The 15,887-nt window shown below is 51.2% G+C and carries 14 protein-coding genes and 1 pseudogene; 12 read left to right on the top strand and 3 right to left on the bottom strand.

Annotation, left to right across the window (positions count from 1 at the left end):
* Positions 1-98 precede the first annotated feature (98 nt).
* Positions 99-692 carry a protein distantly related to SAM-dependent methyltransferase gene (locus QW71_RS02450; protein WP_047013577.1) on the top strand — a complete coding sequence of 198 codons (594 nt, stop codon included), beginning with the start codon at positions 99-101 and terminating at the stop codon, positions 690-692.
* Positions 693-786: 94 nt separating this feature from the next.
* Here QW71_RS02450 and QW71_RS02445 read toward each other — a convergent pair whose 3' ends face one another.
* The gene (locus QW71_RS02445; protein WP_039292765.1) at positions 787-993 is read right to left on the bottom strand and encodes a DUF1657 domain-containing protein; all 207 of its coding nucleotides are present in this window, start codon (positions 991-993) and stop codon (positions 787-789) included.
* Between the two features lie 217 nt (positions 994-1,210).
* Between QW71_RS02445 and QW71_RS02435 the strand changes: the two genes are divergently transcribed.
* From QW71_RS02435 to QW71_RS02385, 11 genes and pseudogenes are all read left to right on the top strand, one after another.
* Positions 1,211-2,071, top strand: a complete 861-nt coding sequence (locus tag QW71_RS02435; protein ID WP_039292761.1) for a DUF421 domain-containing protein — start codon at positions 1,211-1,213, stop codon at positions 2,069-2,071.
* Between the two features lie 1,181 nt (positions 2,072-3,252).
* A pseudogene (locus QW71_RS39655) lies at positions 3,253-4,422 on the top strand (right-handed parallel beta-helix repeat-containing protein); the annotation flags it as partial.
* Between the two features lie 97 nt (positions 4,423-4,519).
* A complete protein-coding gene (locus QW71_RS02425; RefSeq protein ID WP_039292759.1) occupies positions 4,520-5,497 on the top strand; it encodes an aldo/keto reductase in 978 nt (325 codons plus the stop codon).
* Positions 5,498-5,682: 185 nt separating this feature from the next.
* Positions 5,683-7,131 carry a spore germination protein gene (locus tag QW71_RS02420; protein WP_039292756.1) on the top strand — a complete coding sequence of 483 codons (1,449 nt, stop codon included), beginning with the start codon at positions 5,683-5,685 and terminating at the stop codon, positions 7,129-7,131.
* Positions 7,128-8,276, top strand: coding sequence for a Ger(x)C family spore germination protein (locus tag QW71_RS02415; protein WP_039292754.1), 1,149 nt, complete (start codon positions 7,128-7,130; stop codon positions 8,274-8,276). Before QW71_RS02420 ends, QW71_RS02415 begins: the two co-directional genes overlap by 4 nt.
* Positions 8,277-8,294: 18 nt before the next feature.
* On the top strand, positions 8,295-9,386 hold the full coding sequence (locus tag QW71_RS02410; RefSeq protein WP_039292752.1) for a GerAB/ArcD/ProY family transporter: 1,092 nt from the start codon (positions 8,295-8,297) through the stop codon (positions 9,384-9,386).
* 94 nt (positions 9,387-9,480) lie between these two features.
* Entirely contained in the window at positions 9,481-10,458 is a 978-nt protein-coding gene (locus QW71_RS02405) for a MoxR family ATPase (protein ID WP_039292749.1), read from the top strand.
* A gap of 3 nt (positions 10,459-10,461) precedes the next feature.
* Entirely contained in the window at positions 10,462-11,550 is a 1,089-nt protein-coding gene (locus QW71_RS02400; RefSeq protein WP_039292748.1) for a DUF58 domain-containing protein, read from the top strand.
* On the top strand, positions 11,547-12,890 hold the full coding sequence (locus QW71_RS02395; RefSeq protein WP_039292745.1) for a hypothetical protein: 1,344 nt from the start codon (positions 11,547-11,549) through the stop codon (positions 12,888-12,890). The genes QW71_RS02400 and QW71_RS02395 overlap by 4 nt, the downstream gene beginning before the upstream one ends.
* A gap of 27 nt (positions 12,891-12,917) precedes the next feature.
* Positions 12,918-13,325 carry a MerR family transcriptional regulator gene (locus QW71_RS02390; protein ID WP_047013569.1) on the top strand — a complete coding sequence of 136 codons (408 nt, stop codon included), beginning with the start codon at positions 12,918-12,920 and terminating at the stop codon, positions 13,323-13,325.
* Positions 13,326-13,423: 98 nt separating this feature from the next.
* Positions 13,424-14,365 carry an alpha/beta hydrolase gene (locus QW71_RS02385; RefSeq protein ID WP_039292742.1) on the top strand — a complete coding sequence of 314 codons (942 nt, stop codon included), beginning with the start codon at positions 13,424-13,426 and terminating at the stop codon, positions 14,363-14,365.
* 4 nt (positions 14,366-14,369) lie between these two features.
* Here the strand turns inward: QW71_RS02385 and QW71_RS02380 are convergent, their stop codons facing one another.
* Positions 14,370-14,696 (bottom strand): AzlD domain-containing protein, encoded by a 327-nt coding sequence (locus QW71_RS02380; protein WP_039292740.1) that lies wholly within the window; start codon positions 14,694-14,696, stop codon positions 14,370-14,372.
* Positions 14,687-15,406 carry an AzlC family ABC transporter permease gene (locus tag QW71_RS02375; RefSeq protein ID WP_042141160.1) on the bottom strand — a complete coding sequence of 240 codons (720 nt, stop codon included), beginning with the start codon at positions 15,404-15,406 and terminating at the stop codon, positions 14,687-14,689. Before QW71_RS02375 ends, QW71_RS02380 begins: the two co-directional genes overlap by 10 nt.
* Between the last annotated feature and the right edge of the window lie 481 nt (positions 15,407-15,887).

The following is a 15,887-nucleotide window of genomic DNA, read 5'->3' as shown; positions in this document are numbered from 1 at the left end:
GCGTGATGCGGACTGAGAATCCGTTATGCAAAACAAGTCACATAAATCCATCTAAATCTAACAATGCTATATTCCTGATCTCTTCAATTGAGATTACAATGAATACCAGGGTAGTGGATGCTAACCAAGGAGTGATCCGGTTGAATGAACCGTTAAGAGTAGTGATTGGAAGCGGCGGAAGTCCGCACAACAAAGGATGGCTGCATACGGAAGAGTCGGAGCTGAATCTGCTGCGGGAGGAGGACTGGTCGGGCAAATTCAGCGCTGATTCCCTGGAGGCTATTCTTGCCGAACATGTCTGGGAGCATCTGACCTTTGAGGAAGGTGTGCAGGCAGCAAGCAACTGCTATACCTATCTGGCTCCAGGCGGATATATCCGCTGTGCCGTTCCGGACGGGTTCTTCCCGGATGAAGCTTATCAGAACATTGTGCAGATCGGCGGGCCGGGACCGCTGGACCATCCTGCTGCCTCCCACCGGATCGTACATACTTATATTACTTTGCAGAAGATGTTCACTGCCGCAGGGTATCAGGTTAAACTGCTGGAGTACTGTGATGAATCCGGCCAATTTCATGAATTTCCCTGGGATGAGCGAGGCGGTTTCATCTACCGGTCGAAGCGTTTTGATCACCGTAACGCAGAGGGGAAGTTAGGTTTTATTTCATTAATTGCAGATGCTTTTAAACTGTGAGACTTGTATTCAAAAGTAACAAATAGGCTGATCCGGTAGCAGAGGAGTCTGCGTATGGATCAGCCTATTTGCCGTTCTTAATAACTAATGACGGTCAGAACCCTTTATACTGCGGCTCTTCTTTCTCGATTTCAGTCACGCGGCCTTCCACCTGCTGTACAATCTGTAGCGTCTGCTCTGCAGCATTGGTGAACAGGGTCTTGGCTTCCTCGTTCTGGGTTTCCATGGCAAACTGCTCAAGACTGGCTTGGGCGCTCTTCAGCGAAGCTACGCAGGTTTTGACTTGTGATGCAACAGTCATTGGATCATTACCTCCTAGGGTCTGGGTTGGAACAAAATCTCACAGTGTAGTATCCGCATCCGGCAGTATGACATACAGGTAATAAATCCCATTTGGTAGATGGCCTGTGCGTCCGTTTGGCAGCAGGAATTTATTCTCTTGGTTATTTTCCACCTGTTGTGACAAATAATGAAGATACATATGCGTAACATGAATAACTTTACAGGAGGTTTTACGAATGCCGGAAGCACTGGAGGTCATTCTTCGGACAATTTTTGCTGTTGTAGTGCTTTTCTTCCTTACCAAAATATTGGGGAAGCGTCAGGTTTCACAGCTGTCTTTTTTCGAATACATTACGGGAATTACTATAGGCAGCTTGGCAGCATATATCTCGCTGGATACGGACAAAACCTGGCATCTCGGCCTGATTGCACTAATTGTCTGGGTTGCCTTCTCGTTCGGGATTGAATTCCTGCAGATCAAGAGCAAGAAAGCGCGGGATTTCATTGATTTCAAATCGGCCGTGCTGATCAAGGACGGTAAGATCCTGGAAGACAATATGAAGAAGGAGCGTCTGTCGACGGACGAGCTGCTGGAGGAGCTGCGCAAGAAGGATGTCTTCAAAGTGGCCGATGTTGAATTTGCCATTATGGAGTCGGATGGTGCGATTAATGTGCTGCTTACCCGTGAGAATCAGCCGCTTACACCCAAGCATCTCGGGATTAAGGTAGCTCCAGAGAGAGAGACTCAGGCGGTGATTATGGACGGCACAATTATGGATGAACCGCTCGATGCCCTGAATCTGTCGCGCGGCTGGCTGCAGGGGGAACTGGAGAAGCTGAATCTGAGCGTGGAGAATGTATTCCTGGGCCAGGTAGACTCTTACGGCGAGCTTACCGTAGATTTGTACACGGATAGTGTGGAGGTTCAGCAGCCGCAGGACAAGCCCCAGCTGTATGCGCTGCTGAAGAAATGCGAAGCCGATCTGGAGCTGTTCAGCTTGTCTACAAAGAATAAAGAAGCCAAGCAGATGTACGAAAATTGCTCAGAACAGCTGCAGACCTTGCTGAAGAGACTGAAGCCTTTTATCCAAAATTGACAACAAATATTGGTTGAAGCTAAGACCCCACATTGTGGGGTTATTTTGTATGCACATAGCTGCGAATCCAGAAGAGTCCGGCAGAAAATTCATAGAAAATTCTATAATTCAAAAAAATACAATAAAATGGTTCTGAAACCTCTGTACAATTACAAATATTTACTTATAGTGGAGATTAGATTGACTGCTGCGAAAAAGAACACAAAGCAGTGATCTGCATAGTCGGGCAAAAGGAGGAACGCCATGTCGTATAGCTGCTGCACTTAGACAGACAAGTTTTCGTTGGAACTGCCACCGTAATGCAAACGCTGCAAATGGTTATTAAATAATCCAACACTTTGGAGGTTAATGTTAACGTGAAAATAAAAAAGCGATTTACTTATGCTTTAATGATTGCGCTTTCTTCAGTGCTCGTCTTGGGCGGGCTGCAATGGGGCATACCTTCAGCTGCTGCGGCAAGTCTGTTCACTGATGATTTTGAATCCGGCAGTGCAGGCAGCTGGACCAGTACCACGGGTACATGGTCTGTGATTCAGGATGGCAGCTCCAAGGTATATTATCAATCTGCCAGTACAGAAGGACGTACCTCCGCAGGCAGCAGCACATGGACTGATTATAGCGTGCAAGCGGATGTGAAGGTGGATAACTTCAACGGAAGCAACCGGACTTATGTGTGCGGGCGGTATACGGACGGGAACAACTACTACGCAGCTTCCTTGTCGAACAGCAATGGCGGCACACTGGAAATCCGCAAAAAAGTCTCGGGTTCGAGCGCTACGCTGGCATCCAAAGACTTCGCGGTTTCTACAGGCACTGTGTACACAGTGAAGCTTGAGCTGAGTGGAGATTCAATAAATATGTATGTAAATAATGTGCTGCAATTAAATGCACACGATAACAATTTGACTGCCGGAGGCATTGGCCTTGTCGCTTACAAAACTTCAGTCAAATTCGACAATGTCGTAGTAAACGGGGCAGGGTCGACTGTACCGACAGCCGCACCAACCTCTACACCAGCAGCGACATCAACTGCAAGTCCAACTACCGCCCCTACAGCTACTGCGACTTCAGCACCTACGGCAACCCCTGTAAGTACACCAACAGCAACAGCAACAGTAACACCGAGCACAGCACCAACTCCAGTTCCTACGGCCGCCCCGACGCCAACGGCAACACCAGTATCCGGAAGCCTATATGTTGCACCAAACGGGGCAGCCGGTAACCCGGGTACAATTGGCAGTCCGACGACACTCTCTTCGGCACTTACCAGAGTGGCTGCCGGAGGAACAATTTACATGCGCGGAGGTACCTACTCCTTCACAGCTCCGGTAACGGTTGAGCGGGAGAACAGCGGAAGCTCCGGACTGCGCAAGAACCTGGTGGCCTATGGAAGTGAGAAGCCGGTACTGGATTTCTCCGGGGAGACCTTTGCGTCCACTGAGCGCGGCCTGCAGATCTTCGGACACTACTGGAATGTAAAAGGCCTTGAAGTGAAAGGGGCGGGAGATAACGGTATCTTCATCGGCGGTAACTACAACATTATTCAGAATGTTGAGGTTCATCATAACCGGGACTCCGGGCTGCAAATCAGCCGCTATTCCTCTACCTTGTCTAACATGGCCGATTGGCCTAGCTATAACCAGATCATCGGCGTGTATTCCCATGACAACTTCGATCCGGATAATGGCGAGGATGCTGACGGTTTTGCCGCTAAGCTGACGATTGGACCCGGGAATGTGTTCGACTATTGCATCTCGGCCTGGAACACAGATGACGGCTGGGATCTCTATACCAAATCGGATACCGGCCCTATTGGGGTGGTCACGATCAAGAACAGCATTGCTTATAAGAACGGCCAGACCTCGGACGGAAACAGCACAGCGAACAGTGACGGCAACGGCTTCAAGCTCGGCGGTGAAAAGATAGCTGTCAATCACATCGTGCAGAACAGCATCGCTTTTCAGAACAAAAAACACGGGTTCACCTACAACAGCAATCCAGGTTCCATCCAAATGACCAATAATACCTCGTGGAGCAACGGTCAGAGCAATTATGCCTTTGACACAGGAACTCATCAGTTTACGAATAATCTGAGTTATGCCGGCGCTTCCAGCGATAAGACCAGCGGAACGGACATCCTCAGCACCAATGTATGGTGGAAAAGCAATGCCAGCACGAATGCCAAAGGTCTGGCCGCAAGCAGTGCCGACTTTGTCAGCCTGACCCCTTCGGTGGTAAGAAATGCTGACGGTTCGTTCAGCCTCGGCAGCTTTCTGAAACTGGCTGCCGGAAGTGATCTGATCGGGTCAGGCACGCCAAGCGGTACGAACATCGGTGCTACGTTTCAATAAGCCGGATAACAGGACGGGGTGTCCATTTCCGGCCGGCAGCGGTATACTATAATCGATTTCATAAGATCTAATTAGCTATAGGGAGGATCTGCCGATTATGGAATATGTGAAGCTGGGAACAACGGGACTGGATGTATCACGGATTTGCCTGGGGTGTATGAGCTACGGGGTGCCGGAGCGCGGGACCCATCCCTGGTCACTGAATGAGCAGGAGAGCCGGCCGTTTATCCGCAAAGCGCTGGAGCTGGGCATCAACTTCTTCGATACGGCCAACATTTATTCTGACGGTACCAGCGAAGAGATTGTCGGACGTGCACTCAAGGATTTCACCTCCCGTGATGAAGTGGTCATTGCCACGAAGGTGCATGGTAAAATGCGTCCGGGCCCCAATGGCGGAGGCTTGTCGCGCAAGGCTATTATGAGCGAGATCGACCATAGCCTGAAGCGGCTGGGGACGGATTATGTGGACTTGTACCAGATTCACCGCTGGGACCCGTCGACACCGGTTGAAGAAACGATGGAAGCGCTGCATGATGTGGTGAAGGCGGGCAAAGCACGCTACATCGGAGCATCCTCGATGTCTGCCTGGCAGTTTCTGAAGGCGCTGCATGTGGCGGAGCGGCACGGCTGGACCCGGTTCGTATCGATGCAGAATTATGTGAACCTGCTATACCGCGAAGAAGAACGGGAAATGCTGCCACTGTGCGAAGCGGAGGGCATCGGCGTTATTCCCTGGAGTCCGCTGGCCCGCGGGCGGCTGACCCGGGACTGGCAGGAGACTAGCGCCCGTTCGGAGAGTGATCAATTCGCCAAATTGCTCTACTCCCAAACCGAAGAAGCAGACCGCCTTGTGGCGCTGCGGGTGAAAGAGATTGCTGAAGAACAGGGACTTCCGCGTGCTCAGGTTGCACTAGCCTGGGTCCTGCAGAAGAAGCCGGTCACAGCACCGATTGTCGGAGCGACCAGCATGGGCCATCTGGAGGATGCCGCTGCAGCGGTGTCGGTCACGCTCAGTCCGGAAGATGTACTCCGTTTGGAGGAGCCTTATATTCCTCATCCTGTGATGGGCTTCTAAGGACAGATACAGCAACGATAATACACCGTTTAATGAAGGAGCCGGGATGATCCGGCTCCTTTTTTAATCGAATTTATAGATTTCGGGGCCCCGCTATAGTGGGGCTATTTGCGCTTAGGGGCATAAATTCAGGGTGTTCTGGCACACTAAGGAAGATTCTCTATAGCCGGAAGGAGGCAGGCAGGGTGCCGGACAAGAATATACTTGAGCTCATCAAAGAACAGCTCACGGATTGCAGCGATGCTGTATACCAGTCGATACATGTGCACGGACACGCCTGCATGCTGATCTATATTCCTGCCATCGTGGACATGCTCAGCCTGCAGGAATTTGTCGCCAGCCCGCTGAAATCAGAGGCTAACAGTGAACCGGACTGGCCGCAATTCATGGAGCATCTGGACCGCGGCTCAGCCTTTGTGATTCCATATATGAAGGCTTTTCATCCGGACAGGGCCGTGGAGCTGATTGTCAGCGGGAATCCGGTTCTATGTATTGAAGGGCTGCCGTATGTCTATTATTTCGAAATTACCCAATATCAGAAGAGGGCAGTGTCCGAATCGCAGAACGAGCTGGTGGTGATTGGACCCCAGGAGGCTTTTATCGAGGATGTTCAGACGAATCTGTCCTTGCTGCGGCACAAGATCAAACATGCCGATCTGAAGACCAAACATTTCTCGATTGGCAGATACACCAAAACCGATGTATATCTGGTTTATATCGAAGGGCTCTGTAAGCCGGAAATCCTGGCTGAAATGGAAGAGAAACTAAATAATCTCTCAGTCGACGGAATTCTGGGCATCAGCTATTTGGCTGAGCATATGCGCCAGGGGCATTTTTCACCTTTTCCAATCTATCAATATACAGAACGTCCCGACTCTGTAGCCGCATCATTGATGGAGGGCAGAATCAGCATATTGCAGGACGGTACCCCGTCGGCATTACTGGCACCTGTAACTTTCTTTGCGCTCCTGCAATCCTCTGAGGATTATTACCAGAACTTCTATGCCGGCAGCTGGATCCGGTTGGTCCGCTTCTTTTTCTCGCTGATATCAATGATTCTGCCTTCTTTATATGTGGCGATCACAACCTTCCACGCACAGATTATTCCGTCCAACCTGCTGATCACCATTGCTGCCGCCCGTGAGAATATCCCTTTCTCCGCACTGACGGAAGCTTTGCTCATGGAACTTACTTTCGAAGCACTGAGAGAAGCAGGGACCCGCATTCCGAAGCCGGTTGGCCAGACTGTCTCTATTATCGGCGGTATTGTCATTGGGCAGGCTGCGGTACAGGCGGGAATTGTCTCAGCACCCATGGTCATTGTAGTTTCCATTACGGGTATCGCCTCCTACATCATCCCCCATCTTGAGCTTGGATTGACCTTCAGGCTGCTGCGTTTCGTGCTCCTGATTCTGGGGGGGACGATGGGACTGATTGGTGTCTTCATCGCCGTTTTTATCATATATGGCCATCTGGCTAATCTAAAATCGTTTGGCACTCCCTTTCTCCAGCCGGTGGCTCCGCTGGTTCTGGAAGACTGGAAGGATACCGTGGTCCGTGTTCCGTCCCAGTATATGACGGAGCGCAGCTCCTCCTATACCGACAGGAAGAATAAAAGGAGACAGAAGCAATGAAGCCCCTCAAGCTGATCCTTGTGTTAGTGCTGCTTTTGAATCTGACCGGCTGCTGGTCCAAGCTGGAACTCGACGAATTGACCTTTGTATATGGCTTGTTTATTGATGTTGGTGAGGAACCCGGAACGGTTGAGGTGACTATCAGTTCACCGCTCCCGAACCGTCTGGATTCAGGCGCACAAGGGGGCGGGGCTGGAGACGGAAAGAGCTACTCTATGGTATCCAAGACTGCACCGACCATTCCGGAAGCTATCCTGCTGATTCAGAAGGATTTGTCACGCAAAATGGAGGCTTCACATCTCAAGATTATTGTACTGGGCAAACAATATGCCAAGCAGGGGATAGGAGATATGCTGGAATGGTTCCAGCGGCAGCCTGAGAATTCTCTCGGAACCTATATTATGGCTGCTCCAGGCAAGGCTAAGGAGATCCCGATGCTGACACCGGTCTTCGAGCAATTGCCCGATCAGGTGCTCAATAATATGGCCAGGCAAAAGATTCTGTTCAGCACTACAATCAGAGACTGCATACTGTCGGAATCCTACCATATGGGCTATGCCATGAATTATTTGTCTTTCGGCAAAAAAAGTGAAACTTCCGAGCAGGGGAAAACGGAATATTGGTGCGGGGTAGACGGTGTGATGCTGTTTCAGGATAAGAAGATGAAGGCCATACTGAAGGTGAAAGAGGGTAGAGCCTTGGCTTGGGCAGCAGATCATTACGTTCAATCTGTAAATTCGTTTGCTTGGGATGATGACGGCAAGGGGACTGCCACTGCGTATTTTCTGAATGACAAAGCCTCCTCCTCTGTCAAGATGACTCCTGAAGGGCCAGAATTCCATGTGAAGCTAAAAGGCCGGGCGAGTATAACCTCCTTCAAGGATTCCAAACAACGTAAAGCGGACCAGCTCAGCCATCTGCTTAAGACCAAACTTCAGGAGAAAGCGGTAAAGGAAGTTTCGGAGACGCTGGAAAATGTGCAGAAGGCGGGAATAGATGTACTTCAGCTCGGTATGCTGCTGGAATGGAATTATCCGGAAGAATGGAAACGTCTGCGTGATCACTGGGAGGATTATTACAGCAGGGAGGCCCGGATCAAGGTGACAGCAGATTTTAAAATTGCAGATTTTGGTTCGGAGAAATAAGGGGGCGAAGGAGGAAATATGCGGACATCGAAATGGCAAATGACTCGGTTCTCGATTGTATACCTGGGCTCTCAAAGTACGATGTTTCTGATTCCCGGTCTCATTGAAACCTCATCCTATCAAGGATGGATAAGCCTGATTCTAGGCGGTTTCCTTGGGCTGATTCTGTTATATTTCACGATCCTGGTGGGAAAGCTTAAACCGGGAATAGGCTGGGTAGAGTTCGGGGCAGAGATTATGGGGAAGTGGCTGCATGGAATCATAGTGATTCTGCTCTTGTGCTGGTGTATTAATTACGTATCATATGATATACACAATTTCGCACTGTTCTTCGGAGGCAATTATTTACGCGGAACTCCCCCGCTTTTTATTATACTTGTTGTGGGTCTGGTCATTATGTACACCGCTCATCTGGGTTTTGCCTCTATGGTGTATATGTCGGAAGGCATTGCTCTGATCTGTATTGTCTTCGCCATTCTAAGTACGTATTTATTCATCCAGCATGCAGAATATTCTATGCTTCCGGCATTTATCCATTATCATGACCCGCGCATCGTCATTAAGGATTCGATTACGGTGATGTCCTGGTTTGGCGAGTGGGTTGTGTTTCTTTTTGTTGCCCCGGAGCTTAAGATCAGTAATAAGATCATGAAGCCACTAAGTTTGGGGGGGATCACTGTGATACTGATTGTTCTGATAGTATGGCTTATGACCATGCTGAATTTCGGCCCGTATCTCGGGAAGGAACTGCAGTTTCCCTTCCTGCAGATGATCCGCAGTTCCTCGAATGATGATCTCCTGGGAAACTCTGATCCGATTCTGATTGGCATATGGTCGTCCTCAATGTTCATTCACAGCTCTTTTATGATCTATGTTGCTTATAGATGCGCCTTGTATCTTACCAGACAAAAAGCAAAAAAAGTTATGATTCCGCTCCTGACGGTCTGTTCCATTACAATTGCATTTGTATACTCGATGAATGTGGCCGTATATTACCACAATTATTATTCTTTCAATACGACTATTTTTTGGCTGATTGTGGAGTTTATACCGGTGTACTATTTTATCGTGGCATGGGTACGCTCGAAGTCCGGCAAGCAGCTGAAATGAGTGTTGATTCTCCCAATTATATAATGTAGACGCTTTCTGGTATGATTAAGCTATAGTACATACCTTTTTTTGGAATAGGATGGTGTCATTATACATGAATCTTCAAGAAGCATCTGCTCTAATTGAATCGATCCGGGGAAATTTGGCTAAGGTTATTGTCGGAAAAGAAGATGGTGTAAACCTGCTGCTGACAGCATTGCTCGCAAATGGTCATGTCCTCCTGGAGGATGTGCCCGGAACAGGCAAAACGCTGCTTGCCAAAACACTCGCCCGCTCGCTGGACTGCACATTCAAGCGGATTCAATTCACGCCCGACCTGCTGCCTTCTGATTTAAGCGGCATCAACTACTACAACCAGAAAAGCGGGGAATTTCAATTCCGTCCCGGTCCGGTATTCGCCAGTATCCTGCTCGCTGATGAGATTAACCGGGCCACTCCGCGTACCCAGTCAAGCCTGCTGGAATGTATGGAGGAGCGGCAGATTACCATCGACGGTGTGACTCATGAGCTGCAGCGGCCGTTTCTGGTCATCGCCACGCAGAATCCGATTGACAGCCAGGGGACGTTCCCGTTGCCGGAGGCACAGCTCGACCGGTTCTTAATGCGGATTACAACAGGGTACCCCACATTTGATGAAGGGGTTCATATTCTGCAGCGGTTCCGCCAGAACAACCCGCTGGAGGATACCGCTGCGGTTGCAGGTGCACAGGAAATTCAAGAGATGCAGCGGCTTGCCGCCGGTATTAATGTAAGTGATGAACTGCTGGCGTATATGATCAGTGTGGTCGAGGCTACCCGTAAATCTCCAGCCGTACGGCTGGGCGCGAGCCCCAGGGCAGGCTTCGCCCTTCTGCGCGCTTCACAGGGTTATGCTCTGATTCAAGGGCGGAATTATGTTATTCCGGATGATATTAAGTCCGTGGCCGTTCCGGTGCTAGCACACCGGCTAATCCTTCAGCGCGGGCCCGGAGTCCGCGAGGGGCAATCGGCAGAGGTCGTGCTTCAGGTGCTGCGTGAGGTGGAGGTTCCTGCGGAGGCTGCTGTCCTGTCCAGAGGCGGAAGGGTGGAATGAGCCATGTCGCTGCCGTGGTTCATTGCAAGCACGCTATTTCTGCTGTTGTTCGTCTCTGCTATATACGACCGTAACGCGCTTAAGAAGGTTACATATACCCGCTATTTCTCTGCCAAGGCCGTATATGCAGGAGAGCAGGTGGAGATGGTCGAGGAGATCATGAATAAGAAGCTGCTTCCGCTGCCTTGGCTGCGTCTGGAATCCAGTATCGCCCGGGGGCTGGAGTTCGGCTCCCAGGAGAATCTGGGCATCAGCAGCGGCGAGATCTCACAGAATCATGTCAGCCTGTTCTTTCTCAGGTCTTACCGCCACATCAAACGCCGGCATAATGTGATTTGCCGGGAGCGCGGATTGTTTCTTCTGGAGACCGCAACCATGACTACGGGGGATCTCTTCGGCATGAGCCGCAAATCGAAGACTTTCCCGCTGCAGCTGGAGCTCCTTGTCTACCCGGGGCTGCTTCAATTTCATGAGCTTCCGCTGCCGGTGCACAGCTGGCTCGGCGAGTTGCCCGTCAAGCGCTGGATTGTAGAAGATCCGTTCCTGACCGCAGGTACCCGCGAGTACAGTGCAGGGGATTCCCTGGCTTCGATCAACTGGAAAGCGACAGCCCGCACAGGAAGCATGCAGGTGCATCAGAAGGATTACACGGCCGATTCAAGGCTTGTAATCTGCCTGAACGTGGAGATCAGCGATTCCATGTGGCGGACCGTAACCGATGTGGAGCGGATTGAGCTAGGCATCCGGTATGCGGCGACCGTGGCTGAATATGCCATCAGCCATGGCATTGAGACCCGGCTGCTCAGCAACGGAAGGCTGGACGGCGGCGGGGCAAGAGATCCGGTGGATACCTGGCCGATATCACATGCTGAAGAATTCCTTGGCATGCTGGCCAGACTGAATCTGGACAGAACATTGCCAATGAGCAGGCTGATGGAGATTGAAGCAGAGAAGGATGAAGGCGATACGGATTATCTGATCATTACCTGCCACCGGGGGGCGGAACTGCAGGATGCCGCTGCGGCACTAAGCTTCATGGGGAATGGCGTAGAATGGCTGGATATTCCGGAAGAAGGCGGTGCAGCGCTATGAAACTCCGTTTCTCGTCTTCATTCCAGGCAAACCTTGCGCTATGGATTACTGCTTTCATAGACTGGCTCCTGCTTCTGCCTGTCTGGCTGGTGCTGCAGACTTATCTGCAATCCGGTGAAGCAGCGGTTCGGTGGATTTACCTATTACCGCTGCTGGTTGCAGGCGGTGTACTGCTGCGGCATAAGTGCAGCCGGTTATGGCAGCAGCTGCTGGCGGCGCTGCTGCTGGGTCTCTTGACCGGACTGATAAGCAGCACACTGACACTTCCGGGCATCCCGCTGGTAGCGGGTGCCGCAGTCTGTGCGTATCTTGGCATGACTACAGCTTCGCGGATGAACCGGTTCAGAATCTATCTGGCCGGAATCACAATCTATTTCATTGCTTCAATAGCCTTCTCCCAAATTCCGGAGCTTCAGGCTAATGTGACTATTCTAACCTGGAGCGGAAGCTTATGCCTGGTGCTGGCCCTGATTGACTCCAACAGCAGCCATCTGCGCTACAGCTCCTTAAACAGTGATTCAGCACGTCTGCCCGAAGGCCTGCGGCGGCATAACCGCCTGTATCTGGCGGGCTTCATTGTCCTGGCGGCAATTCTGGCGGCGGGCGGCGGCAAAGCGGTGGGTATGCTGCTGTGGAATGCGGTGAGGCTCTTCTTCACCTGGCTCAGCCGGCTGTCCTCCGGCGCAGAGGAACCTCCGCAGGAGGAGGCTCCTCCACAAGCCATTCAGGAATTCCCGGCAGCGGAAGCCGGTGAACCTGGCATTCTGGCCGCAATTCTTAACATTGGCTTCTATATTATAGGGGCGGCTGCAATAGTTGTGGTGCTGTATTTCGGAGTACGCTGGCTTTACAGAAATACCGGTGGACTGCTCCGCAGAGCAATGGACTGGCTGTTGACACTGCTGCGCAGAGAATCGCCTGCAGCTGCTGCCGGTTATCAGGATGAAGAGACCAGCCTGTTCACTTGGGAGCAGACCGTTCAGGGCTTCAGGGATTACTTGCGTATCAGGCTTACACCATCCAGCCGCCGGGACCGGTGGGAGACGATGGACGGAAGCCGGGCACGCATCCGCTGGCTCTATCGGCATTGGCTCCGAGCCAAGCATACCGACGGTTATGAGGTGAAGGCATATCTGACCCCTCAGGAGACGGGTGCCGATGTGGCAGCATGGTCGGAAGGACAGAAGCGGCAGCGTAAAAATCCGGTCAGCGAAGGGCAAGCCTATGACCGCCTGCTTGCACTTTATAATAAAGCCAGATATGCAGATGAAGAACAGTCAGGCCTCACTGAGCTCTCTGCTGAAGAGATTACAGCACTTAAAGAACAGTTGAAGCTTTAGCTAATCCTGCAGGAAGGAGAAATAGGGATGACCCCATATTTACGAGGCGAACTGGCCAAAGAGGCCGGAGTAAACATAGAAACGCTCAGATATTATGAGAAATACGGGCTGATTCCGCAGCCGCAGCGCACGTCCAGCGGATACCGGATGTATCCGGAGGAAGCACTGGAACGGATCGCTTTCATTCAGAATGCGAAAGCTTGCGGTTTCACTCTGCGTGAGATCAAGAAAGCTTTGGTCAAATTTGCAGACGGAAGTATCGGAATACCGGACTTTATTACAGTCATTGAGAGTAAAATGGCCGCTGTTGATCTGGAGATTGCCAAACGGCACAAGACCCGCACAAAGCTGGAAGAATTGAAGAGCAGCCTCCTTACACAGGACAGACATCCAGGTGTTCAGGAGACTCTTGATATCTTGAACATGAAAGGCTGAACCGGCGGGAATTTAATCTGAGATAGCCACTTGACCCTGTACTCCGGTACAGGGTTTATATTGTGTCTATGAACGATTAAGAGGAGGAATGAACCGTTATGATATGCCCTAGTGTAACTCCAGCCGGACAGCTGCAGGCCATTTCCAACCAGTTGAAGCACAATAAACCGTATCCGGGACAACCGGCCCAAGACATCCGCGCCGCCCTTGCGGAATCCGCCGGACAACTGCCTGTGCTAAACGGTGTGCAGGTTGAGCAGGTAAGGACAGAGAGGTTCAGTGGGGAGTGGGTCAGGGCTGGTGAAAAAACGGATGCACATAGGGATGCAAAGGTAATTCTGTATTTCCACGGCGGAGGGTTTGTGGCCGGCAGCTGTGCAGTCTACCGGGATCTGGCAGCAAGGCTCTCGGCCGCCAGCGGAATTGCTGTGCTTACTGTGGAATACCGGCTGGCTCCGGAATTCCGTTATCCGGCTGCGGGTGAAGATTGCCTGTCTGCGTACCAGTGGCTGCTGGACCAGGGCTTTAAGTCCGGGCACATCATATTTGGCGGAGATTCCGTAGGTGCCACACTTGCCCTTATGACGCTGATCTCTCTGCGGGATGAAGGGAAGGCGCTTCCGGGCGGCGCATTCCTGCTCTCGCCTCATGGAGATCTTGTTCATTTGGACGGAGAGTCTTATAAGAGCCGGGCGGATAGAGATCCTACAGGAAGCCGGGAGACTAATCAGCGTATTCTGGAAGATTATCTTGGGGAGTATGCCGGTGAAGTCCCTGCACTATTATCACCGCTGAGACAAGACCTCTCAGGATTGCCGCCTTTGTTCATTCAGGCGGGTGATCACGAGGTGCTGCTAAGCGATGCCGAGCGGCTGGCCGGTAAGGCACTTGTGGATGGGACACCCGCCAAGCTGGAAGTGTGGGAGAACATGTGGAGTGTGTTTCAGATGCTGGCCGCGCTGCTGCCTGAAGCGCAGCAGGCGATTCATCATATTGGCGAATATGTAAAAGAGACGCTGAAGCTGGAAGCTGAAGTATAAGGGCTTAAAACAGCAAGCGCAGCAGCATCAGCGCCAGGATGCCGGTAACTACGGTTCCGAGCAGGCTGCGGGTTTTGACGGCTACCCAGAAGGAGGGCAATGCCGCGATCAGCTCCACATTCGTGGATAGCCCCGCGAACTTGCCGTCTGTTACGAATAGTTCCTGGGCGACCAATGCAGCCATTACCGCAATCGGTACAAAGCTTAACCAACGCATCCCCCAGTCCGGAATGGAGATCCGGCTAAGCAGCATAAGCGGAAGAACGCGCGGGATGAAGGTAACGAGTGCAGCGCCCAGGATAATGAAGAAGATGTCCAGTCTTATTTCCATTGTTCAATCACCATTCCAATCGTAGAGGCTATAAGAGCTGCCGCAATCACACCCATGCTGGGCGACCACAGAATAGAGACCAGAACGGCAACAATGACAGCTATGAACCCGACGGTAATGTCCAGCAGATATTTGCGCCGTGCCATGACCGTCAGCACCAGCAGTCCGATGAACATGGCAGGCAGGGCGAAATCGAGCCCCCACTTCTCCGGACTGGATATCCACTGTCCGAGGAAGGCGCCGGCGATATTGGCCAGGAACCAGTTCAGATAGGCTGTAATGTTAAGCCCGTGCATCCATTTCTCGCTGATCCGCTTCCTGGAGGCACTCTTCTGGATGGCTACCCCGAAGGTCTCATCGGTAAGCAGTGATCCAATCAGCAGATTGCGCAGCGGATTCAAATGGCGGAAGTAGGGCGATATCGCCGCGCTCAGCAGCAGATGACGCAGATTGACCAGCAGAATTGTAATAATGATGCTGGAGGCGCTGCTTCCGGCCGCAATCATTCCTGCGGCGATAAACTGGGCTGATCCGGCATAAAGAATAATGGAGATCATGGCAATTTCGGCAATGGAGAGGCCGGCGGTTTTCTCCACAACGCCTGCTGCGAAGCCAATGCTTAGATAGCCGAGCAGAGTAGGAAGGCAATCTTTGACCCCTTGCAGGAAGGTGTCATTCCCCTCCGGTACCTCTAGGGCATCCCGCTGCAGGCGGCCATTCGCCGGAGACTCCTGTTGTATGAATTCTGGCTTCACGGATTCACTCCTTTTTATAGATCAAAACAATTAAATTCGTTTGAAGCAGCAGTTAAAAGCAGGCGTAATTAATTAAAATAAATTGGACAGGAACAAGTCTAACGGACCGGACAGCTCTTATTTCCCTTATAAACACCCGTTTCTTATCCTTACGGACACCAGTGCAGTTATTTGCGGATGTATACTTGATAACTCCCTAGTGGAGAGGTGATAAGGTCTATACGGTCCGTTAGTCTGTACATTTGTGCTCATTAGGGGAAATAAGGGCGCTGGTGTCCGCTGGGGTTAAGAGCAGCGGCTAAACTTGGGAATTGCCTATGAGCAATTAAGATCCGGCCAGAGTAAAGATTTCTAAGTTCAATTCGGTTCAATTGAGGGAGGATTACATTTTATTAATATCTTATAATTCACAGTGAATTGCAAGGGGATTCTATTG

Origin of the sequence: Paenibacillus sp. IHB B 3415 (genome assembly GCF_000802655.2) — a bacterium.
In the GTDB taxonomy this organism is placed as follows: domain Bacteria; phylum Bacillota; class Bacilli; order Paenibacillales; family Paenibacillaceae; genus Paenibacillus_AQ; species Paenibacillus_AQ phytohabitans.
Note: the sequence above shows the minus strand (reverse complement) of the source record. Positions and strands in the feature narration are given on the sequence as shown.

Excerpts from the sequence above, each read along its gene's own strand:
- QW71_RS02450 (WP_047013577.1), top strand. The coding sequence starts at position 99 with ATGAATACCAGGGTAGTGGATGCTAACCAAGGAGTGATCCGGTTGAAT.
- QW71_RS02445 (WP_039292765.1), bottom strand. The coding sequence starts at position 993 with ATGACTGTTGCATCACAAGTCAAAACCTGCGTAGCTTCGCTGAAGAGC.
- QW71_RS02435 (WP_039292761.1), top strand. The coding sequence starts at position 1,211 with ATGCCGGAAGCACTGGAGGTCATTCTTCGGACAATTTTTGCTGTTGTA.
- QW71_RS02425 (WP_039292759.1), top strand. The coding sequence starts at position 4,520 with ATGGAATATGTGAAGCTGGGAACAACGGGACTGGATGTATCACGGATT.
- QW71_RS02415 (WP_039292754.1), top strand. The coding sequence starts at position 7,128 with ATGAAGCCCCTCAAGCTGATCCTTGTGTTAGTGCTGCTTTTGAATCTG.
- QW71_RS02410 (WP_039292752.1), top strand. The coding sequence starts at position 8,295 with ATGCGGACATCGAAATGGCAAATGACTCGGTTCTCGATTGTATACCTG.
- QW71_RS02405 (WP_039292749.1), top strand. The coding sequence starts at position 9,481 with ATGAATCTTCAAGAAGCATCTGCTCTAATTGAATCGATCCGGGGAAAT.
- QW71_RS02400 (WP_039292748.1), top strand. The coding sequence starts at position 10,462 with ATGTCGCTGCCGTGGTTCATTGCAAGCACGCTATTTCTGCTGTTGTTC.
- QW71_RS02395 (WP_039292745.1), top strand. The coding sequence starts at position 11,547 with ATGAAACTCCGTTTCTCGTCTTCATTCCAGGCAAACCTTGCGCTATGG.
- QW71_RS02390 (WP_047013569.1), top strand. The coding sequence starts at position 12,918 with ATGACCCCATATTTACGAGGCGAACTGGCCAAAGAGGCCGGAGTAAAC.
- QW71_RS02385 (WP_039292742.1), top strand. The coding sequence starts at position 13,424 with ATGATATGCCCTAGTGTAACTCCAGCCGGACAGCTGCAGGCCATTTCC.
- QW71_RS02380 (WP_039292740.1), bottom strand. The coding sequence starts at position 14,696 with ATGGAAATAAGACTGGACATCTTCTTCATTATCCTGGGCGCTGCACTC.